This window comes from Flavobacterium sp. (assembly GCF_040383245.1).
Classification (GTDB): domain Bacteria; phylum Bacteroidota; class Bacteroidia; order Flavobacteriales; family Flavobacteriaceae; genus Flavobacterium.
In genome coordinates this window covers 63,805-84,060 of sequence record NZ_JBEIDX010000006.1, presented here as the reverse complement: position 1 = coordinate 84,060, position 20,256 = coordinate 63,805, and the positions used below count along the sequence as shown (strand labels likewise).

General features: G+C 31.6%; 22 protein-coding genes. 12 read left to right on the top strand and 10 right to left on the bottom strand.

All coding sequences use genetic code 11. The features are described 5' to 3' along the window. Positions 1-64: 64 nt before the first annotated feature. Both ABWO08_RS04410 and ABWO08_RS04405 read left to right on the top strand, forming a co-directional pair. A complete protein-coding gene (locus tag ABWO08_RS04410; protein WP_353083848.1) occupies positions 65-1,231 on the top strand; it encodes a THUMP domain-containing class I SAM-dependent RNA methyltransferase in 1,167 nt (388 codons plus the stop codon). 12 nt (positions 1,232-1,243) lie between these two features. Further along, the gene (locus tag ABWO08_RS04405; protein WP_353083847.1) at positions 1,244-1,477 is read left to right on the top strand and encodes a hypothetical protein; all 234 of its coding nucleotides are present in this window, start codon (positions 1,244-1,246) and stop codon (positions 1,475-1,477) included. Here the strand turns inward: ABWO08_RS04405 and ABWO08_RS04400 are convergent, their stop codons facing one another. From ABWO08_RS04400 to ABWO08_RS04390, 3 genes are read right to left on the bottom strand one after another with little or no spacing between them, the layout of a single operon-like run. Continuing rightward, complete coding sequence (locus ABWO08_RS04400) at positions 1,478-2,599, bottom strand: cysteine desulfurase family protein (RefSeq protein WP_353083846.1); 1,122 nt, start codon at positions 2,597-2,599, stop codon at positions 1,478-1,480. 39 nt (positions 2,600-2,638) lie between these two features. Next, on the bottom strand, positions 2,639-3,202 hold the full coding sequence (locus ABWO08_RS04395) for a DUF8465 domain-containing protein (RefSeq protein WP_353083845.1): 564 nt from the start codon (positions 3,200-3,202) through the stop codon (positions 2,639-2,641). Next, positions 3,183-3,365, bottom strand: a complete 183-nt coding sequence (locus ABWO08_RS04390; protein WP_353083844.1) for a hypothetical protein — start codon at positions 3,363-3,365, stop codon at positions 3,183-3,185. Before ABWO08_RS04390 ends, ABWO08_RS04395 begins: the two co-directional genes overlap by 20 nt. A 92-nt stretch (positions 3,366-3,457) precedes the next feature. Here ABWO08_RS04390 and ABWO08_RS04385 point away from each other — a divergent pair, with 92 nt between their 5' ends. Together ABWO08_RS04385 and ABWO08_RS04380 are read left to right on the top strand one after the other, a co-directional pair. Further along, on the top strand, positions 3,458-3,739 hold the full coding sequence (locus tag ABWO08_RS04385; RefSeq protein ID WP_353083843.1) for a DUF2752 domain-containing protein: 282 nt from the start codon (positions 3,458-3,460) through the stop codon (positions 3,737-3,739). 17 nt (positions 3,740-3,756) lie between these two features. Then, the gene (locus ABWO08_RS04380) at positions 3,757-4,095 is read left to right on the top strand and encodes a CCC motif membrane protein (RefSeq protein WP_353083842.1); all 339 of its coding nucleotides are present in this window, start codon (positions 3,757-3,759) and stop codon (positions 4,093-4,095) included. A gap of 52 nt (positions 4,096-4,147) precedes the next feature. On the opposite strand, the gene rocD is transcribed toward ABWO08_RS04380, so the two are convergent. Beyond that, complete coding sequence (gene rocD / locus ABWO08_RS04375) at positions 4,148-5,425, bottom strand: ornithine--oxo-acid transaminase (RefSeq protein ID WP_353083841.1); 1,278 nt, start codon at positions 5,423-5,425, stop codon at positions 4,148-4,150. Between the two features lie 197 nt (positions 5,426-5,622). Then, positions 5,623-6,174 (bottom strand): DUF1697 domain-containing protein, encoded by a 552-nt coding sequence (locus ABWO08_RS04370; protein ID WP_353083840.1) that lies wholly within the window; start codon positions 6,172-6,174, stop codon positions 5,623-5,625. Between the two features lie 117 nt (positions 6,175-6,291). Here ABWO08_RS04370 and rlmD point away from each other — a divergent pair, with 117 nt between their 5' ends. From rlmD to ABWO08_RS04355, 3 genes are read left to right on the top strand one after another with little or no spacing between them, the layout of a single operon-like run. Continuing rightward, positions 6,292-7,707, top strand: a complete 1,416-nt coding sequence (rlmD, locus tag ABWO08_RS04365) for a 23S rRNA (uracil(1939)-C(5))-methyltransferase RlmD (RefSeq protein ID WP_353083865.1) — start codon at positions 6,292-6,294, stop codon at positions 7,705-7,707. 18 nt (positions 7,708-7,725) lie between these two features. Continuing rightward, the gene (locus ABWO08_RS04360) at positions 7,726-8,253 is read left to right on the top strand and encodes a DUF6452 family protein (RefSeq protein ID WP_353083839.1); all 528 of its coding nucleotides are present in this window, start codon (positions 7,726-7,728) and stop codon (positions 8,251-8,253) included. Beyond that, positions 8,225-8,983 (top strand): DUF6048 family protein, encoded by a 759-nt coding sequence (locus tag ABWO08_RS04355; protein ID WP_353083838.1) that lies wholly within the window; start codon positions 8,225-8,227, stop codon positions 8,981-8,983. Before ABWO08_RS04360 ends, ABWO08_RS04355 begins: the two co-directional genes overlap by 29 nt. A gap of 8 nt (positions 8,984-8,991) precedes the next feature. On the opposite strand, the gene ABWO08_RS04350 is transcribed toward ABWO08_RS04355, so the two are convergent. Genes ABWO08_RS04350 through ABWO08_RS04340 form a run of 3 tightly spaced genes read right to left on the bottom strand, consistent with a single transcriptional unit; the run spans position 8,992 to position 13,086 of the window. Further along, on the bottom strand, positions 8,992-10,542 hold the full coding sequence (locus ABWO08_RS04350) for a serine hydrolase (protein WP_353083837.1): 1,551 nt from the start codon (positions 10,540-10,542) through the stop codon (positions 8,992-8,994). A 9-nt stretch (positions 10,543-10,551) separates the two neighbouring features. Further along, the gene (locus ABWO08_RS04345; RefSeq protein ID WP_353083836.1) at positions 10,552-11,355 is read right to left on the bottom strand and encodes a TrmH family RNA methyltransferase; all 804 of its coding nucleotides are present in this window, start codon (positions 11,353-11,355) and stop codon (positions 10,552-10,554) included. Positions 11,356-11,403: 48 nt separating this feature from the next. Continuing rightward, positions 11,404-13,086, bottom strand: coding sequence for a T9SS type B sorting domain-containing protein (locus ABWO08_RS04340; protein WP_353083835.1), 1,683 nt, complete (start codon positions 13,084-13,086; stop codon positions 11,404-11,406). Positions 13,087-13,331: 245 nt separating this feature from the next. On the opposite strand from ABWO08_RS04340, the gene ABWO08_RS04335 reads away from it, so the two are divergent. Genes ABWO08_RS04335 through ABWO08_RS04325 form a run of 3 tightly spaced genes read left to right on the top strand, consistent with a single transcriptional unit; the run spans position 13,332 to position 16,657 of the window. After that, complete coding sequence (locus ABWO08_RS04335; protein WP_353083834.1) at positions 13,332-14,309, top strand: GNAT family N-acetyltransferase; 978 nt, start codon at positions 13,332-13,334, stop codon at positions 14,307-14,309. Then, positions 14,306-15,379, top strand: coding sequence for a DegT/DnrJ/EryC1/StrS family aminotransferase (locus tag ABWO08_RS04330; protein ID WP_353083833.1), 1,074 nt, complete (start codon positions 14,306-14,308; stop codon positions 15,377-15,379). The genes ABWO08_RS04335 and ABWO08_RS04330 overlap by 4 nt, the downstream gene beginning before the upstream one ends. Positions 15,380-15,430: 51 nt before the next feature. After that, on the top strand, positions 15,431-16,657 hold the full coding sequence (locus ABWO08_RS04325; protein ID WP_353083832.1) for an O-antigen translocase: 1,227 nt from the start codon (positions 15,431-15,433) through the stop codon (positions 16,655-16,657). Here the strand turns inward: ABWO08_RS04325 and ABWO08_RS04320 are convergent. Further along, the gene (locus ABWO08_RS04320) at positions 16,654-17,790 is read right to left on the bottom strand and encodes a glycosyltransferase family protein (protein ID WP_353083831.1); all 1,137 of its coding nucleotides are present in this window, start codon (positions 17,788-17,790) and stop codon (positions 16,654-16,656) included. The genes ABWO08_RS04325 and ABWO08_RS04320 overlap by 4 nt on opposite strands. Before the next feature lie 73 nt (positions 17,791-17,863). Between ABWO08_RS04320 and ABWO08_RS04315 the strand changes: the two genes are divergently transcribed. Both ABWO08_RS04315 and ABWO08_RS04310 read left to right on the top strand, forming a co-directional pair. After that, positions 17,864-18,934, top strand: coding sequence for a glycosyltransferase (locus ABWO08_RS04315; protein ID WP_353083830.1), 1,071 nt, complete (start codon positions 17,864-17,866; stop codon positions 18,932-18,934). A gap of 1 nt (position 18,935) precedes the next feature. After that, positions 18,936-19,334 (top strand): sugar 3,4-ketoisomerase, encoded by a 399-nt coding sequence (locus tag ABWO08_RS04310; protein WP_353083829.1) that lies wholly within the window; start codon positions 18,936-18,938, stop codon positions 19,332-19,334. On the opposite strand, the gene ABWO08_RS04305 is transcribed toward ABWO08_RS04310, so the two are convergent. Continuing rightward, positions 19,309-20,256: a glycosyltransferase family 2 protein gene (locus tag ABWO08_RS04305; protein ID WP_353083828.1), complete on the bottom strand. Its 948-nt coding sequence runs from the start codon at positions 20,254-20,256 to the stop codon at positions 19,309-19,311. The genes ABWO08_RS04310 and ABWO08_RS04305 overlap by 26 nt on opposite strands.

Below are 20,256 nucleotides of genomic sequence, written 5' to 3'. Positions count from 1 at the left end.
TTTAGTGTATTTTTGCAGAAATTATCTCAAGTTTGCAATTGATATTGAATTTTGATCTGGAAAAATGGAAAATTTTAAAATGGTAGCCAAAACCTTTTTTGGTTTTGAAGAAATATTAGCAAAAGAATTACAACAATTGGGCGCCCAAGAAGTAGAAATTGGAACTCGAATGGTAAGCTTTAAAGGAGATAAAGGATTTATGTATAAAGCCAATTTATCGCTGCGTTCTGCTTTAAAAATATTAAAACCGATCTATTATTTCCGTGCAAAATCCGATGCTTTGTTGTACAAAGGAATTCAAGGAATTGATTGGAGCAAGTACATGAATGCCAACCAAACTTTTGTGGTAGATACGACCATACATTCCGATCATTTTAAGCATTCGCAATTTGTTTCTCAAAAAGCAAAAGATGCGATTGTAGATCAATTCAGAGATAAAACAGGACAACGACCAAGTATAGATAAAGATTTTCCAGACCTTCGAATTAACATCCATATCGATCGCGATCAAGTTTCGGTTGCTTTGGATACTTCGGGAGCATCTTTGCACCATAGAGGGTATAGAACGGCAACAAATATTGCACCAATAAACGAAGTTTTGGCAGCAGGAATGTTGTTGTTGGCAGGCTGGGAAGGTAAAACCGATTTTCTAGATCCTATGTGTGGATCGGGAACTATTTTGGTTGAAGCTGCTATGATTGCTTGTAATATTCCAGCCAATATTAACCGAAAAGAATTTGCTTTCGAAAAATGGAACGATTGGGATAACGATCTTTTTGATCAAATTATTGATGCGTTGATGAAACGCACGCGCGAATTTCATTATTCGATTAAAGGCTATGACAAAGCACCAAGTGCTGTGGAAAAAGCCAAAGCGAATGTTATCAATGCCAATTTGGATGAATATATTACGGTAGATCAAAAGAATTTCTTCGATACCGAAAAAACTACTGAAGGTCCGCTGCAAATGGTGTTTAACCCACCTTATGGAGAGCGATTGGATATTGATTTAGAGCGTTTTTACAGAGAAATGGGCGACACCATGAAGCAACATTATCCTGGAACCCACGCTTGGTTTATTACAGCCAATTTGGAAGCATTGAAATTTGTAGGATTAAAACCATCAAGAAAAATTAAATTATTTAACGGAAGTTTAGAAGCTCGTTTGGTGAAATACGAAATGTACGAAGGCAGTAAGAGAGCTAAATTTCAAGTGGAAAATAACCAATAATAATTACTTGTTATGTCAAAAAGAACAAAATCATTCGTTTACAACCTTATAGGATTTGCCTTATTTTTTATTCCGTTGCAAGCTTTGCTAATTCGTTTTTCAAATTTATCAGGAATTTGGGTTCCGATGACCGCTTTTGTAATTGGAACTATTTTGGCACCAAAATTTCAAGCCGTTCGAACTAAAGACGGAGAAAAATTATTTATGAAATGGCTTTTTATTAAAGGGGTTAAGGAAGTAAACTAGTTAAATCCCCTTTAACCCATCAATTAAAGCGTCAATATCTTCTTTGGTGTTGTAATGACTAAAAGAGATGCGTAAACTTGGTTTTTTTAAGTCTTCCTCAGTAAGAATTTCTGCTAATACATGGGACGGTTTTGCACTTCCACTTTGGCAGGCACTTCCACGAGAAACTGCAATGCCTTTCATATCCAAATTGAATAAAATCATCGCTGTTTTTTCTTTCGAAAAAGGCAATAATATATTTAAAATATTGTAAAAGGTGGCCTCGCCATTGATTTTGATTTCTGGAAATTGCGTTTCCAGTTGGGAAATGCAATACTTTTTTAATTCAGAAATGTAATTTCTTTCAGATTCTAAATGTTCGTAAGAAAGTTCTAAAGCTTTAGCCATTCCTGCTACTTGGTGTACCGCTTCGGTTCCAGCGCGTAATCCTTTTTCTTGTTCACCCCCAAATAATAGTGGCTGAAGTGCAATTCCTTTTTTGACATAAGCAAATCCGATCCCTTTTGGACCGTGGAATTTGTGCGCACTTGCTACAATGAAATCTACAGGTAATTCATGTAAAATGAATTCGGTTTTTCCTATAGATTGCACGGTATCACAGTGAAAAAGAGCTTGATGCTGATGGCAAATTCTTCCTGTTTTTTCAATATCTAAAACAGTTCCTATTTCGTTATTTACCTGCATTAAAGTCACTAAAGTTTGTGCTTCTTTTGAAAGTAAATTCACTAAATGCGTCATGTCTATTCCTCCAGAAGGTAGGATATTTACATAATCTACCTCAATGTTATACTGATGTTGAAGGTGTTTAACGGTGTATAATGTAGCGTGATGTTCAATTTTGCTAGTTATGATTCGGTTTACTTTCAAATCTTTAACCGCACTAGTAAGAATCCAATTAGTCGCTTCAGTAGCATTTGAAGTGAAAATTAGCTCTTGAGCTGCGCAACCCATAAGTTTAGCAATTGATTTGCGTGAGGTTTCCAAAATGGTTTTAGAGCTTCTTCCAAAACTATGTGTAGAAGAGGGATTGCCAAAGTCATTTTGCAAAACTTGAGTCATTTCAGTTATTACTTCCGCACGAAGGGGAGTAGTTGCAGCGTTATCGAGATATATTCTTTTCATTTAAGCTTAATCTTTATTTTTTTATTCTGAAACCAGAATCTATTTTATGTTTTGTTTAAAATAAACTTCAGTAGCACCCAATCCGTATTTTTGATAATTGGCATCTTGAAACGAAACGCCTTCCATTCGATTGAGCATAAAATCGAGTTCTGCTTTCAAAACTCCTTCGCCAACACCGTGTATAAAAACAAGCTTCGGAATTCGATTTCTGACTGCAAAATCAAGGTGTCTTTTTGCTGTTTCCGTTTGGATATTTAGGATGTCAAAATTACTCATTCCTCTAAAATTTTTGACTAATTTTTCAATGTGTAAATCAAATTCAGGAATACCTCTTTCTGCTTTATCCGACTTAAAAGCAGGAGCATTGTGTTTTTTTTGCGGCTGAATATCGACGCTTTTTTTAACTAAAGTTCCACTTTTTATAATTTGTTTTAAATCATTGGTATTGTTTATTTTAACTAATTCATTGACAAAATAAGTCAACACAAAATCATCAGTAGTTTTAATTGTAATTTCATTATTTTTTACTGCAATTACAATTCCGTCTACTGCTTCATCAAGAACGGAAACTTGATCGCCAATATCAAATTTCTTTGTGGTCATCTTCAGAATCTTTAGGTAGAATTTTTGCCGATAATTTTAGCATTCCATACATGAAAATTAACAACGCAATACACGTGATGAAAATATTTGGTTCAGGTGTGTTTTGTTCGTAGAAAGCAACAAAAATGGCAGCAACCATAATTAGAAAAAATAACTTCTTCATTGGAATCGATTTAAGTATCAAAAATAGAAAACTAAATTTAGAATGTAGACTTTTAATAAAATATTTGTAAAATTGTACTAATTATTATTAGGATGAAAAACTTTATGTTGCCTTGTATGTTCAAGGAGTTTTTTGGAATGGATTGCATTGGTTGCGGTTTTCAACGCGCTCTAGATTTATTATTACATGGTGAATTTATCAATGCCTTTTATATGTTTCCTGCAATATATTCGACGCTATTGTTCTTTGCTTCGGGTGCTTATTATCTAGTTTTTTCAAATCCTAAGAATTCTAAAATAGTAGTATTTTTCGCTATCAGCAATGCAATTATCATGATAGCTTCGTATGTTTACAAAATGAAATTTCTTTTTTAATTTTAAAATAATAACCAATGGAAAACCAAAAATTACCCAACTCTACCGCTGTTCTTGTTCTAGGTATATTATCAATATTAACTTGTTGTTGCTATGGATTATTCGGAATGATTTTGGCCATCGTAGGATTGTATTTAACGCACAAAGATCTTATTGTTTATAACGTAGCTCCAGACAAATTCATCAATTTTAGTCAGTTAAATACGGGTAAAATATTGTGTATCATCGGTATAGTATTAAATGCGATAACACTATTGTATTTTATTTGGATAATAAAAATGATTGGTTTGGATGCGCTTCAAGATCCTGCCTTACTTCAAGAGCGATTGCAACATTTGCAGGATATGGCTCGATAACAAATAAAAAAAAACCGTCTATCAGACGGTTTTTTTTATGTTTTCTAAACCTTTATTCGAATTGTTTTAGTGTTTTAATAATTATAGAAACACAGTCTAACAATTGCTCTTCGGTCATTACTAATGGAGGGGCAAAGCGAATGATGTTTCCGTGTGTTGGTTTTGCCAGCAGGCCGTTATCTCTCAAAGCCATGCAGATGTTCCAAGCGGTATCGCTTTCTTCGGTATCGTTAATGACTATAGCATTTAAAAGCCCTTTTCCACGAACTAAAGTTGCGATAGAAGAGGTTTTAATGTATTCGCCTAGTTTTTCTCTAAATAACTTTCCAAGTACTCGAGCGTTTTGCGATAGGCTTTCTTTTTTAACCACTTCCAAAGCTGCAATTGCAACGGCTCCGGCAATTGGATTTCCTCCAAAAGTAGATCCGTGTTGGCCCGGTTTAATTACATTCATAATCGTATCATTTGCCAATACAGCAGAAACCGGATAGGCTCCACCTGAAAGTGCTTTTCCCAAAATTAAGATATCTGGCGCTACATAAGTACTTTGTTTTTCACAAGATTTTTCGCAGGTGCAATTTCCGCAAACGGCTAATATTGAGCCTGTTCTTGCAATTCCGGTTTGTACTTCGTCGGCAATAAACAATACATTGTTGGCTTCGCAAAGCGCTTTGGCTTTCGCCAAATAATCCTCCGCTGGCACATATACTCCAGCTTCCCCTTGAATTGGTTCTACAAGAAAACCGGCTATGTTTTTAGAGGATTGCAATGCTTTTTCTAAAGCGGCTACATCGTCATAGGGAATTTTAATAAAACCAGCTGTGTAAGGCCCGAAGTTCTTTCTAGCATTTTCATCGTTCGAGAAGGAAATAATAGTTGTTGTTCTTCCGTGGAAATTACCGTCACAAACAATTATTTGCGCCTCGTTTTCTAGAATTCCTTTTTTCTCATAAGCCCATTTTCTACATAGTTTCAAAGCAGTTTCTACTGCTTCGGCGCCTGTATTCATGGGCAATACTTTGTCAAATCCAAAATAATTGGTTACATATTCTTCGTAAACACCTAATTTATCGTTGTAAAATGCACGTGAAGTTAGGGTTAAGGTTTGCGCTTGCTCAATCATGGCATTCACAATATCTGGGTGGCAATGTCCTTGATTTACTGCGGAATAAGCAGAAAGGAAATCGTAATATTTCTTTCCTTCCACATCCCATACAAACACTCCGTTACCTTTGCTAAGAACTACCGGAAGTGGGTGGTAATTGTGTGCTCCATATTTGTCTTCTAAAGCTATAGCTTCTTGTGAGCTAATTTTTTCTATAACTGACATATTTTCTTGATTTATCTGCATTTAGGCAGATCTTTTTAATAAAGCAATTCCTTCTTTTGGGAGAGAAATCATCCTAGGATAGCAAAAATAGGAAATAATATTGCGATAATCGAAAAATTACTATTCAAAAATTATTAAATTTATAATTTACTTATTTGGTGATTTTAATTTAAATTGTAAAAAAAAGTAACATTTAGCTAGCTTAAATGTGTTTCATATAATTCTAATAATTTATTTACGGTATTCCAATTTCGAATGGTTGAAATAACATTTAGATTTTTCTCTATGTAATTATTGTCAAGCCTAGTTTTAGCCGGAGAGATGTCGTATTTGATATAAATTCTATTTTGGTCAATATGTACCTGATCGGGTTTGATTTTACTGATTTTTAAATCATGAATGCGTTCGCTTTTTAATTCCATGGAAACAAATGAAACATAGAGTTTCTTGGTGTCTATATCTTTTTCACTTAAAAACGGATTGTTTTTCAAACAAACTTCCAAATCATTTTTATTAATTACCACCACCGGAACATCGTGGCCAAAGGTTTTATAAATTTCTTGTTTGATTAAGAAACCCACTTTGGTAGGGCTTTCTTCTGGAGTTGTAATAAATACATTTCCAGATTGGATGTAGGTACTTACGTTTAAAAAACCGATGCTTTCTAAAGCTGTTTTTAAGGCATCCATTTTTATCATGTTGTGTCCCGAAACGTTAATGCCGCGAAGTAAAGCGAGGTGGGTAATCATAAAAGTTATTTTTTCAAATATACCATTTTCGAGGGTAACAAACGGTTGGGTTAAAAAGATTTCTTATTTTTTTACTAAACCAATATGAAAAACGAAGCAATAGTTTATTTTTGCGCTATGGGAAAAAAGAAAACAGATAAAGTTATTTTTGAAAATGTTACCGTACTTGATGCGGGTGCCAAAGGAGTTTCGGTTGCAAAAGCACCAGAAGGTCAAGTGATTTTTCTTCCAAATGTGGTGCCTGGTGATGTGGTTGATGTGCAAACTTTAAAAAAGCGTAAGTCCTATTTTGAGGGAAAAGCGATTAAATTCCATTCTTTTTCAGAATACAGAACTGAGCCGGTTTGTCAACATTTTGGTGCTTGTGGCGGATGTAAATGGCAAAACATGAACTACGAACGCCAGTTGTTTTATAAAAACCAAGAGGTTTACAACAATTTGAAAAGAATAGCTAAAGTAGAGCTTCCCGAATTTGAACCTATTATGGGATCGGAAAAGCAGTTTTTTTATAGAAACAAAATGGAATTTGGTTTTTCGGATACACGTTGGTTAACCGAAACCGAAATCCAATCGGAAGATTCAAATTTGAGTAAAAACCCCGCTTTAGGTTTTCATATTCCTAGAATGTGGGATAAAATTTTAAATATCGATAAATGCCATTTGCAAGAAGATCCTTCAAATGCCATTCGAAATACAATTCGAGAATTTGCCGTTCAAAAAGGAATGACTTTTTTCAATGCCAGAAATCACGAAGGCTTGTTGCGAACCTTAATGATTCGTACTGCATCTACCGGAGAAATTATGGTTTTGCTTCAGTTTTATGAAAATGATAAAGAAAACCGTGAGTTATTATTAGATCATATTTATGAGAAGTTTCCACAAATAACCTCTTTGCAATATGTAATTAATAGCAAGGCAAACGATACTCTTTACGATCAAGATATTAAATTATACAAAGGAAGAGATTACATTTTGGAAGAAATTGAAGGGTTGCATTTTAGTATCAATGCCAAATCATTCTACCAAACCAATTCGGATCAAGCGTATGAATTGTATAAAATAACTAGAGATTTTGCAGGTTTAACGGGTAACGAAGTCGTTTATGATTTATATACCGGTACCGGAACCATCGCGCAGTTTGTTTCTAAAAAAGCTAAAAAAGTAATTGGGGTAGAAGCAGTGCCTGAAGCCATAGCTGATGCTAAAGAAAATGCAAAGCGCAATGCCATTAACAATTGTGAGTTTTATGTTGGCGATATGAAAAATGTTTTCAATGAAGAATTTATTGCACAGCATGGCAAGCCCGATGTAATTATTACCGATCCTCCTAGAGATGGGATGCATAAAGACGTTGTCGAACAAATTATGAAAATTGCTCCAAATAGAGTAGTTTATGTAAGCTGTAATTCGGCTACTCAAGCTAGGGATCTGGCTTTAATGGATGAAAAATACAAAGTAATTCGCGTTCGTCCGGTGGATATGTTTCCGCAAACGCATCATGTGGAAAATGTTGTACTTTTGGAATTAAAATAATTTGAATTGCAATTTATAATGAAAAAAATAATATTACTTCTGCTGATATCCTTCTCGTTCCTTTCATGTGAAAAGGACGATATTTGTGATGCTACTACACCAACAACACCACGATTAGTAATTGAGTTTTATGATAATTCTATTGCAACTCCTACATTAAAAAGTGTAACCAATTTAAAAGCGGTTGCATCAGGAATGTCAGAAGGAGTTGTTTTTAATACCGCTTTACCTGTTATAAATCCATCTCGTTATTTATTTAATGGCAATAAAATCTATTTACCATTAAATCCTTCTGCAACAACTACAACTTTTTCCTTGAAATATGATTTTGGTAGTGCTTCCGAAAATGAAGATGTAGTAACTTATAATTATACGACTCAAGAGGTCTATATTTCTAGGGCTTGTGGATATAAATATTTATTTAATTTAACCAACACCAATTCCAATATTCTTTCAGTTGATAGTAATAATTGGATTAAAAATATAATCATAGCAAAACCTAATTTAGAATCTGAAAATGAAGTACATATTAAAATGTTTTTTTAGTTTATTCTTGGTTTTGTGTTCGCTAACAACGCTGGCACAAAAAGCTGCAATAAAAGATTCAACAGCTGTGAAAAAGGATAGCGTGAAGCCTAAAACCGAGCGCTACGGTTTGCGCGTTGGTGTGGATATGTATAAATTCACGCGATCTTTATATGATAAAAATTATAAAGGGTTAGAACTGGTTGGAGATTTTAAATTTACGAGAAGACATTATTTGGCTGCCGAAATTGGAAATGAAAATATAACAGTTGCCGATGATCAGTTGAATTTTACTACAAACGGTACTTATCTTAAAGTCGGATTTGATTATAATTCCTACGAAAATTGGTTGGGAATGAATAACATGATTTATGTTGGAATGCGTTATGGCGTAAGTGCCTTTAACCAAACTCTAAATAGTTATTCTATTTATTATGCAAATAATTATTTCCCGAAACCAATTATTGAATCTGGAGAAAAATTTGATGGTTTATCTGCCCAATGGTTAGAAGTTGTAGCTGGAGTTAAAGCGGAATTATTTAGTAATTTATACCTTGGATTTAGTTTAAGAATGAATCATTTAGTTACTAATAAAACACCCGAAAACTTCGATAACTTATATATTCCAGGGTTCAATAGAACTTACGAAGGAAAATTTGGAGCGGGTTTTAATTACAGTATTTCTTACTTTTTACCGTTGTATAAAAAAACGCTAAAAAATAAATCTAAAGAAGTAACCCCGAAAAAATAATCCCCAGATTAATTTATTTCCTTTTTGAAATCCAAGTCTTGGAAGTCGTAACTAAAATCGGTTAAGGGAGAAATCGCTTCCATTTTAAATTGTGTAGCAATCCCATCTTCTGTGATATCAAAATGAATAAAAGCATCAGCTTGAAAACTTCTAATATCCCATTTCACCGCATAGGTGTTGTTTTTGTAATAAAAAATGGAGCCTTTAAGTCGTGAAGAACGCTCCGATTGAAAACGCAAAACTCCATTGCTTAAGAATATTTTTATTTTGCCAAACCAATTATCAGTATACGTTCCAGTTAGTTTTTTAGGCTCTAATTGGGTGTTTGATGCAACATTTTGATTTACTTTAGTCCAAACTTCTTCTGTAATTTTATCGGCATTGTCTTCGGCTTGTTTTCTATTGGCACTTAAGGTAACCACATGATCAGGGAAATTAAGACCTAAATAACTGTCTTTAATTGTATTGGAAATTGCAGTAAAAGCAGCACCCGATTGTTGATTAGTAAGTACGATTATTCCTAATTGTACATCGGGAATCATAATCGTTTGGGTTACAATGCCGTCTAAGCCTCCTGTGTGTGAAACTTGTAAATGACCATTAATATCAGTTAATTGCCATCCCAATCCATAAGCTTTAAAATTGCAACTGTAAGGTTTCATATTGTTTAAAGGCAGAATAGTTTGAGAGGTCCACATGTCTTTTTGAACAGCTTCGCTAAACAATCTATTTTCGTTTTTTATACCATATTTACCTCGATTTAATTGAGCAATTACCCATTTACTTAAATCATTAGTACTAGAGTAAATTCCGGCAGCAGCATCAAAAATAGGATTGGTGTATCTTTTTATTACTTCTAGTTTTCCATTTGTTGGCACATGCGGAACAATGGTATTTGTGGTGTCTTTTAATCTGTTCCATGAAGCAGCGCTGTTATTCATTTTTAATGGCGATAGGATTCTATTTTCCACAAAATCACACCAACCTTTACCTGAAACTCTTTCAATAACTTCACCTGCAATAACATACAATAAATTGTCGTAATCGTATTTGGTTCTAAAAGCTGAAACTGGCTTTAAATAGTGAATGTTATTAATAATATCTTTTGGGGTAAAATTATGTCCATCAGGCCAAATCATTAAGTCACCAGCGCCCAATCCGAGTCCACTTCTATGTGTAAGTAAATCTCGAATAGTAAATTCGTTAGTCACATAATCGTTGTACATTTTAAATTCTGGAATGTATTGAATTACCTTGTCATCCCAGTTGATTTTCTTTTCGTCCACTAACATGGCAAGAGCAGCAGAAGTAAACGCTTTACTGTTGGAAGCAATTCCGAAAAGCGTGTTTCCGTCAACCTTTTGTTGTGTTTTGATATTGGTTACACCATATCCTTTAGAAATTACAACTTTACCATCTTTTACAATGGCAACAGCTATTCCGGGCACATTAAAAGTCTTCATGGTACGTTGCACCACATCATCTAATTTGGCTTCCGATATTTGTGCATTTAAATTTAGCGTTGTTATAAATAGCGCAATAAATAATTTACTTTTCATAATTTTTAGTTAGTTGGTTTCAAAGCCGCGTTGTCTTTTGGCTTCAAATAATAAAATGGCTGCAGCGACAGATACATTCATAGAATCGATTTGTCCTTGCATTGGAATTAGTATATTTTGATTAGCATTATCCCTCCAGGTTTGTGTAAGTCCAGTTGCTTCAGTACCTACAACTATTGCTGAGGCAGGAGTGTAATTTTGTGTGTGATAGGAATTCGAATTTTGGAGCGTTGCACTGTAAATTGCAATTTTTTTATTTTTTAAAAATGCAATTACTTCTTCGTTGGTTCCGGTTGCAATTTGATTGGTAAAAATACAGCCTACGCTAGATCGAATTAAATTAGGATTATATAAATCAGTTTTTGGATTTGCTAATATAACCGCATCGATTTTGGCTGCATCGCACGTGCGGAGCATCGCGCCAATATTTCCTGGTTTTTCAATAGCTTCCATAACCAGAATCAAAGGATTATCTGACAAAATTAAATCTTCTAAAGCAGTCGATTTAGCTTCAGCAAAAGCAATAACTCCTTCAGTAGAATCTCTGTAAGCTAGTTTTTGATATACTTCTTTATTAATCTCGATTACCTCAATTTTATTTGAATTAGCAATAAGTTCAGTAAGATCTTTTTGCAGAATTATTTCAGGCAGAAAAAGAATAGTATTAATTATGTAGCCTCCTTTTAATGCCAATTCAATTTCGCGTTTGCCTTCTATTAAGAAAGTTCCTGTTTGTTTGCGCGCTTTAGCCTTTTCTTGAAGCTGTACAAGCGTTTTTATAAACGGATTTTGTATAGAGGTTATTTGTTTCAAGAGAAAATTTATTTTTGCGAAGTTACTGAGATTTTATAAATATTCTAGTTACTTTCTAAAATACAACCATCCTGTAATTGGCTCTGGATAGTCGTTGTCGTTTAAATTAAGAATGTAATAATAAGTTCCTTCGGGTACAGCTGAATTATCTACACGAGTACCTTTATTTGGAATGCCATCCCAATTTGGAGTTGAATTATTTCCAGTCCAAATTAATTTTCCCCATCTATTGTATATTTCCAGCTCAAAGTTTACAAACACATCTCGTAATCCATCAATAAAAAAAGTATCATTTGCTTGGTCGTTATTGCTTGAAACATAATTGTATACGGTTGGTGGACAATTTTTGGTGTATAACCAAAATGAACTTATGGTAAAACAATTTTGGTTTTCAATGCGAATAAAAATTTCTTTTGGAGTTTCGTTTGCTATATAATTATTTGGATTTGGAATAGCATTAGTTGCTAAAGTTGCTTCAGCAGCCGATTCGTAAAATCCAGTAAAGAAGTCTGTTGTGTTAGTTAAAGATTGTGTGCTGTACTCAAAAAAGTTAAAATTACCTTGAGTTAGACCGGTATTACAAGTGGTTTGTGATTCTAATGTACTCGCAATTGGGCTCGTGAAAAATGTAAGCAATCCACTTGAGGTTTGGTTATTATTTTCAGAAATTTCAGAAATGATTCCTTGTCCATTTCCAGTATCATCAACAACTATAGTAATTGTAAAATTATCTGCAATCTCACTTGGTAAGTTAATTGTGATTTGTTTATTTTCGCTTCCATTAATTGGAATTACAGAGGTTGTTTGCGATTGTCCAACTAATTGTCCGTTAGCATAAATTGCAATTGGTGTTCCCGCCTGAAGTGTGCTCGTGCAATTAAAATTAGTTACACTACAGTTTAAAGTAATGCTTCTAGAATCACAATTTTGAATGTTAGAATTTAGAATTACTGAAGCATCTGGTAATTGGCTATTTAATTTAGTTACAATTACATTTATTAAGACTACATCGCGACCGGAAGTTAGTTGAATTTGTGCTGAGGTATCCCCAATGTTAATATTGTTTTGAATATTGTAAATATCCAAATCCATATTGTATAAACTGGAGGAGCCAGTGATGCTATTCGTTCCGTTAAACGCATTATTTGCAGGATTTAATGGCGGATTACTTAAAGTGTTTCCATTAATCATTAATGTTTCATTTATTGCAAGATTTGAATCACCTTCCCAAGCAATAAATCCAATTTGAGCATTGTTATTGTCAACCACATTTAAACTATTTAAAGTAATATTTATGGAATTTGGGATACTTTGTAAACCGTCATAAATGTTAATTTGATTTAATGGCAAACTCGTATCCTTGTATACAATAATTATTGCCCATCCAGCAAAATTTGTTCTGTTAGTACAATATCCAGAAGTGTTTAATAAAGTTTGACTAACATCTAGATTAGAAAGCGTGTAATTGCCATTTCCAGTACTTACCACTTGAGAAGTAATATCTGCGAATGCACTAAAGTAGGGAAGTCCTGAAGAAATTGAAATATTTGTGAAAGTTCTTTGTGCTGAAATTGGAATTGAATTTAAATCAACATCAAAATCTCCTGTGCCAGATCCTGCCCAATATAAATAGGCATTTTGAATAATTTGATTTGGATTTAAGTTTAAGTTTGCCGATGAAGAATTAATAAGCAAACCTTCGCAGCCAACAGTGATGTTGTTTTCACCCATATTCATAGTGTTTCCTATGAAAGTAAAGTCAAATTGCCCATTAAATTGTTGATATAATGAAACATTCTGCGAATAGATTGTGCAGGAAAAACCGAAAAGAAGTCCTAAAATTAGTTTGCAAATAATAATTTTCACAACAAATAATAAATTTGGAATGTCTAAATTAGGTATTTATTTTTAGATAACTACATTTGTAATTGTAATTACAATAAATAATTTTTAATTCAGAGTTTTTAGAGTATCCTGTGAAACAATTTCAAGTTCGATTATATCAGCCTCAAGATTTTACCATTTGGAATGCTTTTATTAGCGTTGCGAAAAATGCTACTTTTTTGTTTTATAGAAATTTCATGGATTATCATTCCGATCGATTTAAAGATTATTCGTTGATGGTTTTTGATGGGGATAAATTAATTGCAGTAGTACCAGCAAATAGAATAGAGGATACGGTTTATTCGCATCAAGGCCTAACTTATGGAGGTTTGATTTTAAATAATAAAGCCAAATTAAGTGCTGTTATTTCTATTTTTAAAAATGTATTACAGTTTTTAAATGAGAACTCAATTGAAAAACTAATTGTAAAAACAATTCCAACTATTTATACTGATTACTTTTCTGATGAATTAGAATATTGCTTATTCATTTTAAAAGCAAAATTGTATAGGAGAGATGCTTTATCAGTTTTAGATTTGACAAAAAAAATCGTTATCGATAGTAATCGAATGGAAGGGGTGAAAAGAGGTTTCAAAAATGAGTTAGTAGTAAAAGAAGAAACCAGTTTTGACTTGTTTTGGAATGAAATATTAGTTCCAAATTTAGCTACAAAACACAATGCCAAACCAGTCCACACCTTATCTGAGATAACTAAATTGAAAAATTTATTTCCTAATAATATTAGACAGTTTAATGTGTATAAAAACGAAGAGCTCTTGGGTGGTACCACCGTTTTTGTAAACAAAAAAGTGGTGCATTCGCAATATATATCTGGAAATGTTACAAAGAATGTAAGTGGAAGTTTAGATTTTTTACACCATCATTTAATTAAAGAAGTATTTAAAGAGTACCATTATCATGATTTTGGTATTTGTAACGAATATGATGGCAGAAAGATTAATAAAGGGTTGTTGTTTTGGAAAGAAAGTTTTGGTGCTAAAACGGTTATACAAAACTTTTATGAAGTAGAGACTTCAAATTATTCAATATTAGATTCGGTATTAATATGATTAAATTTCTTGATTTAAAAAAAATAAATGAGGTCTATGAACAGCAATTTCATGATAAATTGAGATTGGTATTAGATAAAGGTTGGTTTGTTCTCGGAGATGAGGTCGAATTATTTGAAAGAAACTTTGCTAGATATTGCAATGCTAAATATTGTATTGGTGTTGGTAATGGATTAGATGCATTAGTATTAACCCTTAAAGGTTATATACTTCTTGGTAAATTACAAAAAGGCGACGAAGTACTTGTTCCTGCTAATACTTATATCGCAACTATTTTAGCAATTAAATTAGCAGGATTAAACCCTGTTCTTGTAGAACCAAGATTGGAAACTTACAATATAAATCCTGAATTAATATCAGAAAAAATAACTTCAAAAACTAAAGCTATTATTGTTGTTCATTTGTATGGGCAATTAGCGGAAATGAATTCAATTAATGAAATTGCAATAAAACATAATTTATTGCAATTGGAGGATTCAGCACAAGCACATGGAGCAAGTAAAATTTCTAATTTAACTGCCGCATATAGTTTTTATCCTGGAAAAAACTTAGGTGCACTTGGTGATGCAGGCGCTATCACTACTAATGATGATGACTTAGCAAAAGTAATAAGGTCGCTTCGCAATTATGGTTCAAAGAAGAAATATGAAAATGAATATGCCGGTACTAATTCAAGATTAGATGAATTGCAAGCTGCATTTTTAAATATAAAATTACCATATCTGGATTCAGATAATGAAAAGCGTGTTGCTATTGCTAATCGATATTTGTCTGAAATAAATAATAATAAAATTGTTTTGCCGGTTAGTGTGGAACGGCATGTATTTCATTTATTTGTAATTCGAACAGAAAATAGAAAAGAATTACAAGATTATTTAATGAAAAACGCTATAGAAACAATGATTCATTATCCAATACCACCTCATAAACAAAAAGCATTCGCAGATTGGAATAATCAATCCTTCCCAATAACAGAAAAGATTCATCAAGAAGTGCTGAGTTTGCCAATAAGTCCTGTTATTACTATGGATGAGCTTGATTTTATAATCACAACAATAAATAATTTCTAATTGATATTTATTAAAGAAATACTATCAAAACCCTTATTCAAAGCCTCTTTTTTGAACGGAATTAGTATTTTATTAAAAATGGCAATTGGTTTTATTACTTCCAAAGTTATTGCCGTTTTTGTTGGTCCTAGCGGAATGGCTTTAGTTGGTAATTTAAGAAATTTCCTTACTACTACCGAAGCATTCGCTACGTTAGGTTTTGAAAATGGCGTGGTTAAATATGTTGCCGAACATAAACAAGAGGAAGAAAAACTAAAGCAAACCTTGTCCACAATATTTCTATCCGTTCTGTTGGTTTGTGTTCTTTTGAGTTTGGGATTGTTTTTATTTTCCGATTATTTCAATAGTTCTATTTTTGGAGTTGCTTACCAATATGCCTTCTTGTTTAAAGCCTTGGCAATTGCACTTCCATTTTATATTGGAAATATATTTCTAATTGCAACGATTAATGGCTTTGGAGAATATAAAAAAGTAATTTATATTAATAGTATTGGTAGTTGCATTGGCTTAATAGTTTCTGTATTATTAATATTAAACTTAAAAACAGAAGGTGCTTTGTTAGCAATTATTCTAACTCCTTCATTGTTATTTTTTGTTTCAATATTATTTATAAACAAAGAAATTGCAATTTTAAAAGCAGTTCATTTAAAATTTTATAATTTAAAATTTCTTAAAAACTTATCCTTTTATTCCTTGATGGTATTAGTTTCTGCCGTTTTTGGTCCAATGGTATTATTAGCAATAAGGAAAAATATTATCCTAAATTTAGGAATTGAACAAGCCGGTTTTTGGGAAGCAATGACTAGAATTTCTTCCTATTATTTCTTATTTATTACTTCATTAATTGGAATATATTTTCTTCCAAAATTAGCAATTGCAAAAGACAATCAAGAGACAAAATCTCTTTTTTGGGAATATTATAAAGGCATTTTACCACTTTTTATGGTAGGAATGATTGGTATATATTTTTTTCGTGATTTTATTATTCAGGTGCTTTTTACTAAACAATTTTTACCCGTTTCTAAATTGTTCTTCTGGCAATTAATAGGTGATACTTTTAAAGCTGCATCCTTTATTTTGGGCTATCAATTTTATGCCAAAAAACTAACTAAAGCATTTATATTCTTCGAATTATTTTCGCTTTCAATTTTATATTTTAGTAGTAGTTATTTTGTGTCGCAATTTGGGTTAGAAGGAATTGTAATGGCACATGCAACCACTTTTTTTATATATTTAATTTCTTTATGTTATTACTTTAGAAAAAGTTTGTTCTATTAAACTGACCATATTTCTGAGTATTTTTTTGCAATTTTTATATAATTATGTTCCGTTTCTATAAATTTTCTTGCTCTTTCCCCAATGGCAATAATTTCGGTAGGATTTTCAATTAAATATTCTAATTCATTTACTAAATAATTCACATCTGGTAATGCATTTATTGCAACTTTTTCAGTCAAATTATAATATTGAGTAAATTCTTTCTCTGCTCCAGTAAAAACCACTTTACCTTTCGCCATGGCTTCTAATGCATTATAGCCTTGATCAAAACTATAAACTTGATCTAAAATAATGTGCGCACTATTATATTGGTTGATGTAAGTTTGATACGGTAAATTTTCAGCTATTACAACCTCAATTTTAGATGTATATTTCGCTTTAATAATTTTCAATGCTTTTTCAAAAAAGGTAATTCCTTTGGTGTGATAAGTTCCGCGATTGATTCCTAGAAAAACAATTATTTTATCTTCAATTTTTAGTTCATTAAATTCAATTGTATCGGTATTTATTGGATTAGGGATCAAACCTAAAAACATTGGATGCTTTTGCATTGCAAGAACGTAATCCATATCAGAACAAATAACGCCCTGAATATTTTGAAATACTAAATCATGAGTTTTTTTGTGATTATTTGAAAGAAAATTTAAAATGTAACTAAATTCTTTTTTCAATTTAGGATTTTCAAAATAGGGATTCATAATCGAATACCGTTCTTTTTTGTTCATCAAATGTTGTGCTACTTCAAAGTCAACACTGCAACACAATAGAAAAACATTTTTATTTTGTTTGAAAATTTTACGTATTAAAATACGTTCAAAAACTGGAATTGTTTGGATTGGTTGTTCGTTTATTAATTGAACAATATCATAGTTTTTTAGTCTTTTTATAAATAAATAAAAACGTAATCCAAATTCAATTTTTGCAATATCAAATTTCGATAATCTATAAATAATTTGTCTCGTAATGTTGCCTAATTTAGTTTCACACCATCGTGCTTTAGTAGATAAGTCGGATGGGTAATTTTTAAAACTATCACCATTAGCAATAATTATAACTTCATGACCTAGTGCTTCTAATCCTTCTTTTAAAGAATTATGTAATCTACTAAATTCACCAACTAATAGAATCCTCATTTAATTATTTATATTTGTTGCTAAAATACTAAATATAGTGACCAATTTTAAAAATAGAGAAAAAAGAATTTGCATGATTTCAGATCAACTTTCTGTTGGAGGCGCAGAACGTTATGCCGCTTTTTTATCTCAATTTTTGGAGATGAATCATTGTAAAGTTCACCATGTAGTTATTTTAGATAAGATAGAGTATGAGTTTTCAGGTGAGTTGTTAAACCTAGGTAAGTTAAAAAATAAATCCAATGGTGTTTTTAACAAACTTAGCAGATTAATTGTACTTAGAAAGTTTTTAGAAAAAAATAAGTTTGATTATATTATCGATTTTCGTGTTAAGAACAAATCCTTGCAAGAATATATTGTTGCAAAATATCTTTATAATGCACCACTAATTGTTGTTGTACAGAATTATGATACGGATTTATATTTTCCAAAAAATAAGTTTTTGGCGAAGCATATTTACACACATTCCCATAAGATTATTACAGTATCTAATATGATTAAAGAAAAAATTTATAAAAAATACCACTACCAAAATATTGAAATCTTATATAATCCAATAAACTTTGAATATATTCAGAGTAAAATTATAGAAAGGAAACCGTCAGAAGAAAAGTATATTGTTGCAGCGGCTAGAATGGAAAATGGTATAAAACAAATCGATAAATTAATCGAAAGTTATTCTAAATCTATTTTACCTACAAAGGATATTAAATTAGTGATTTTAGGAGATGGTTTATTGAGAAAGAGTTATGAAAAAACGGTTAATAAAATTGGTTTGAGTGATAAAATCCTATTTAAAGGACACGTATCTAATCCATTTCAATATTACAAAGAAGCCCAATTTTTAGTCTTATCGAGTTTAAATGAAGGGCTACCTTTTGTACTGATTGAGTCTTTAATTTGTGGTACTCCCGTGATAGCATTTGATTGTAATTCAGGACCTAGTGATATTATTATCCAAAATGGAAATGGTATTTTGGTAAAAGATCAAGATTTTGATGAACTAACAAAAGCTATGAATACTATGATTACTAATAATGAATTATATTTACATTGTAAAAGCAATGCAAAGTCAAGTGTTAAAAAATTTTCAGTTGACATTATTGGAAAACAATGGTTACAATTATTTAAATCAAACCAGTAAAATGAATATAAAGATAATTGATATTCCTAAAATTGAGCGTCCAGAAGGTAATATTGGAGTAGTCCAAAAAGAGGTTATTCCATTTGACATTAAGCGTGTCTATTATTTGTTTGATGTGCCGAGTTCTGCTAAACGTGGCGGTCATGCACACAAGAGTTTGAGTCAAGTATTAATTGCCCTTTCTGGAAGTTTTGATGTAGTTTTAAAAGATGGAAATTCAACGCAAACCATAACTTTAAACAAACCTGATAAAGGACTTTTGATTGATTCTACCATATGGAGAGAATTAGAAAATTTTTCTTCTGGGGCTGTTTGTTTGGTTTTAGCTTCTGCTATTTACAATGAAAACGATTATATTAGAGATTTTGATGAGTTTATTCAATACTTGAATAACTTGTAAATTTTATTCCCTTTTTCACTAAGAATTCTTTAATTTTTGCAATAAAAATTATAATAAATCTTGGAAAATCAAGTAACAAGTTTTGTTTCCAACTTAAGTTTTTTAGATCAATTTCGCTCTTAAGTTCTTTGAAAAGAGTAGTGTTTTTTTCAATTTTGTATTTTTTTGCAAAAACATATCTATTGAAATCTAAGTATTTTTTTAATGATTTATTTTGTTTGACATAAATTTCATATACATTAAAATTTGGAATTACTTTTTTGTTTAGACTATTGTTTGTTATTTGATTTTCTGAAAAAATCATATAAGAAACTAACGCTTTTTTCGAGTAAGCTAATTTAAAAGATAAGTTCGCTCTGATATTAAAATCGATGTCTTCACTGTAGGTAATAGTTTCATTATAATTTCCAACAAAATCAAAAACACTTTTTTCTACACACAAACTGCATGCACAATACAAAGGTTGTCCTAAACTAATTTTAAAAAAGTCTTCAATTATTTGAGAAGATTCTATAGTGTTGGCATTGTTTTTTGGAAGTATTATAACTTCGTTAGGATAAACTTCTTCGTAATTTGTTGCAAATAATTTGGCTTCTGGAAAAGTATCAATTAATGATTTTATTTCTTCAAGGTAGGTTGGTTTCCAAACATCATCAGCATCAAGAAATGTAATGTATTTTGCTTTTGAATTTACTATTCCTGTATTTCTTGAGGCAGAAAGTCCTCTGTTTTCATCATGTTTAATTAGCCTAATTTTTTCGGAAACATTTTTTTTTGCAATTTCATAACTCAAATCAGTTGAGCAATCATCAATAATTATTATTTCAAAGTTGTTATAGGTTTGACTTAATATACTATTAATTGCTTTTTCAACATAATTTTCTTTGTTGTATAAAGGTATGATAACTGAAAAAAGCGACAT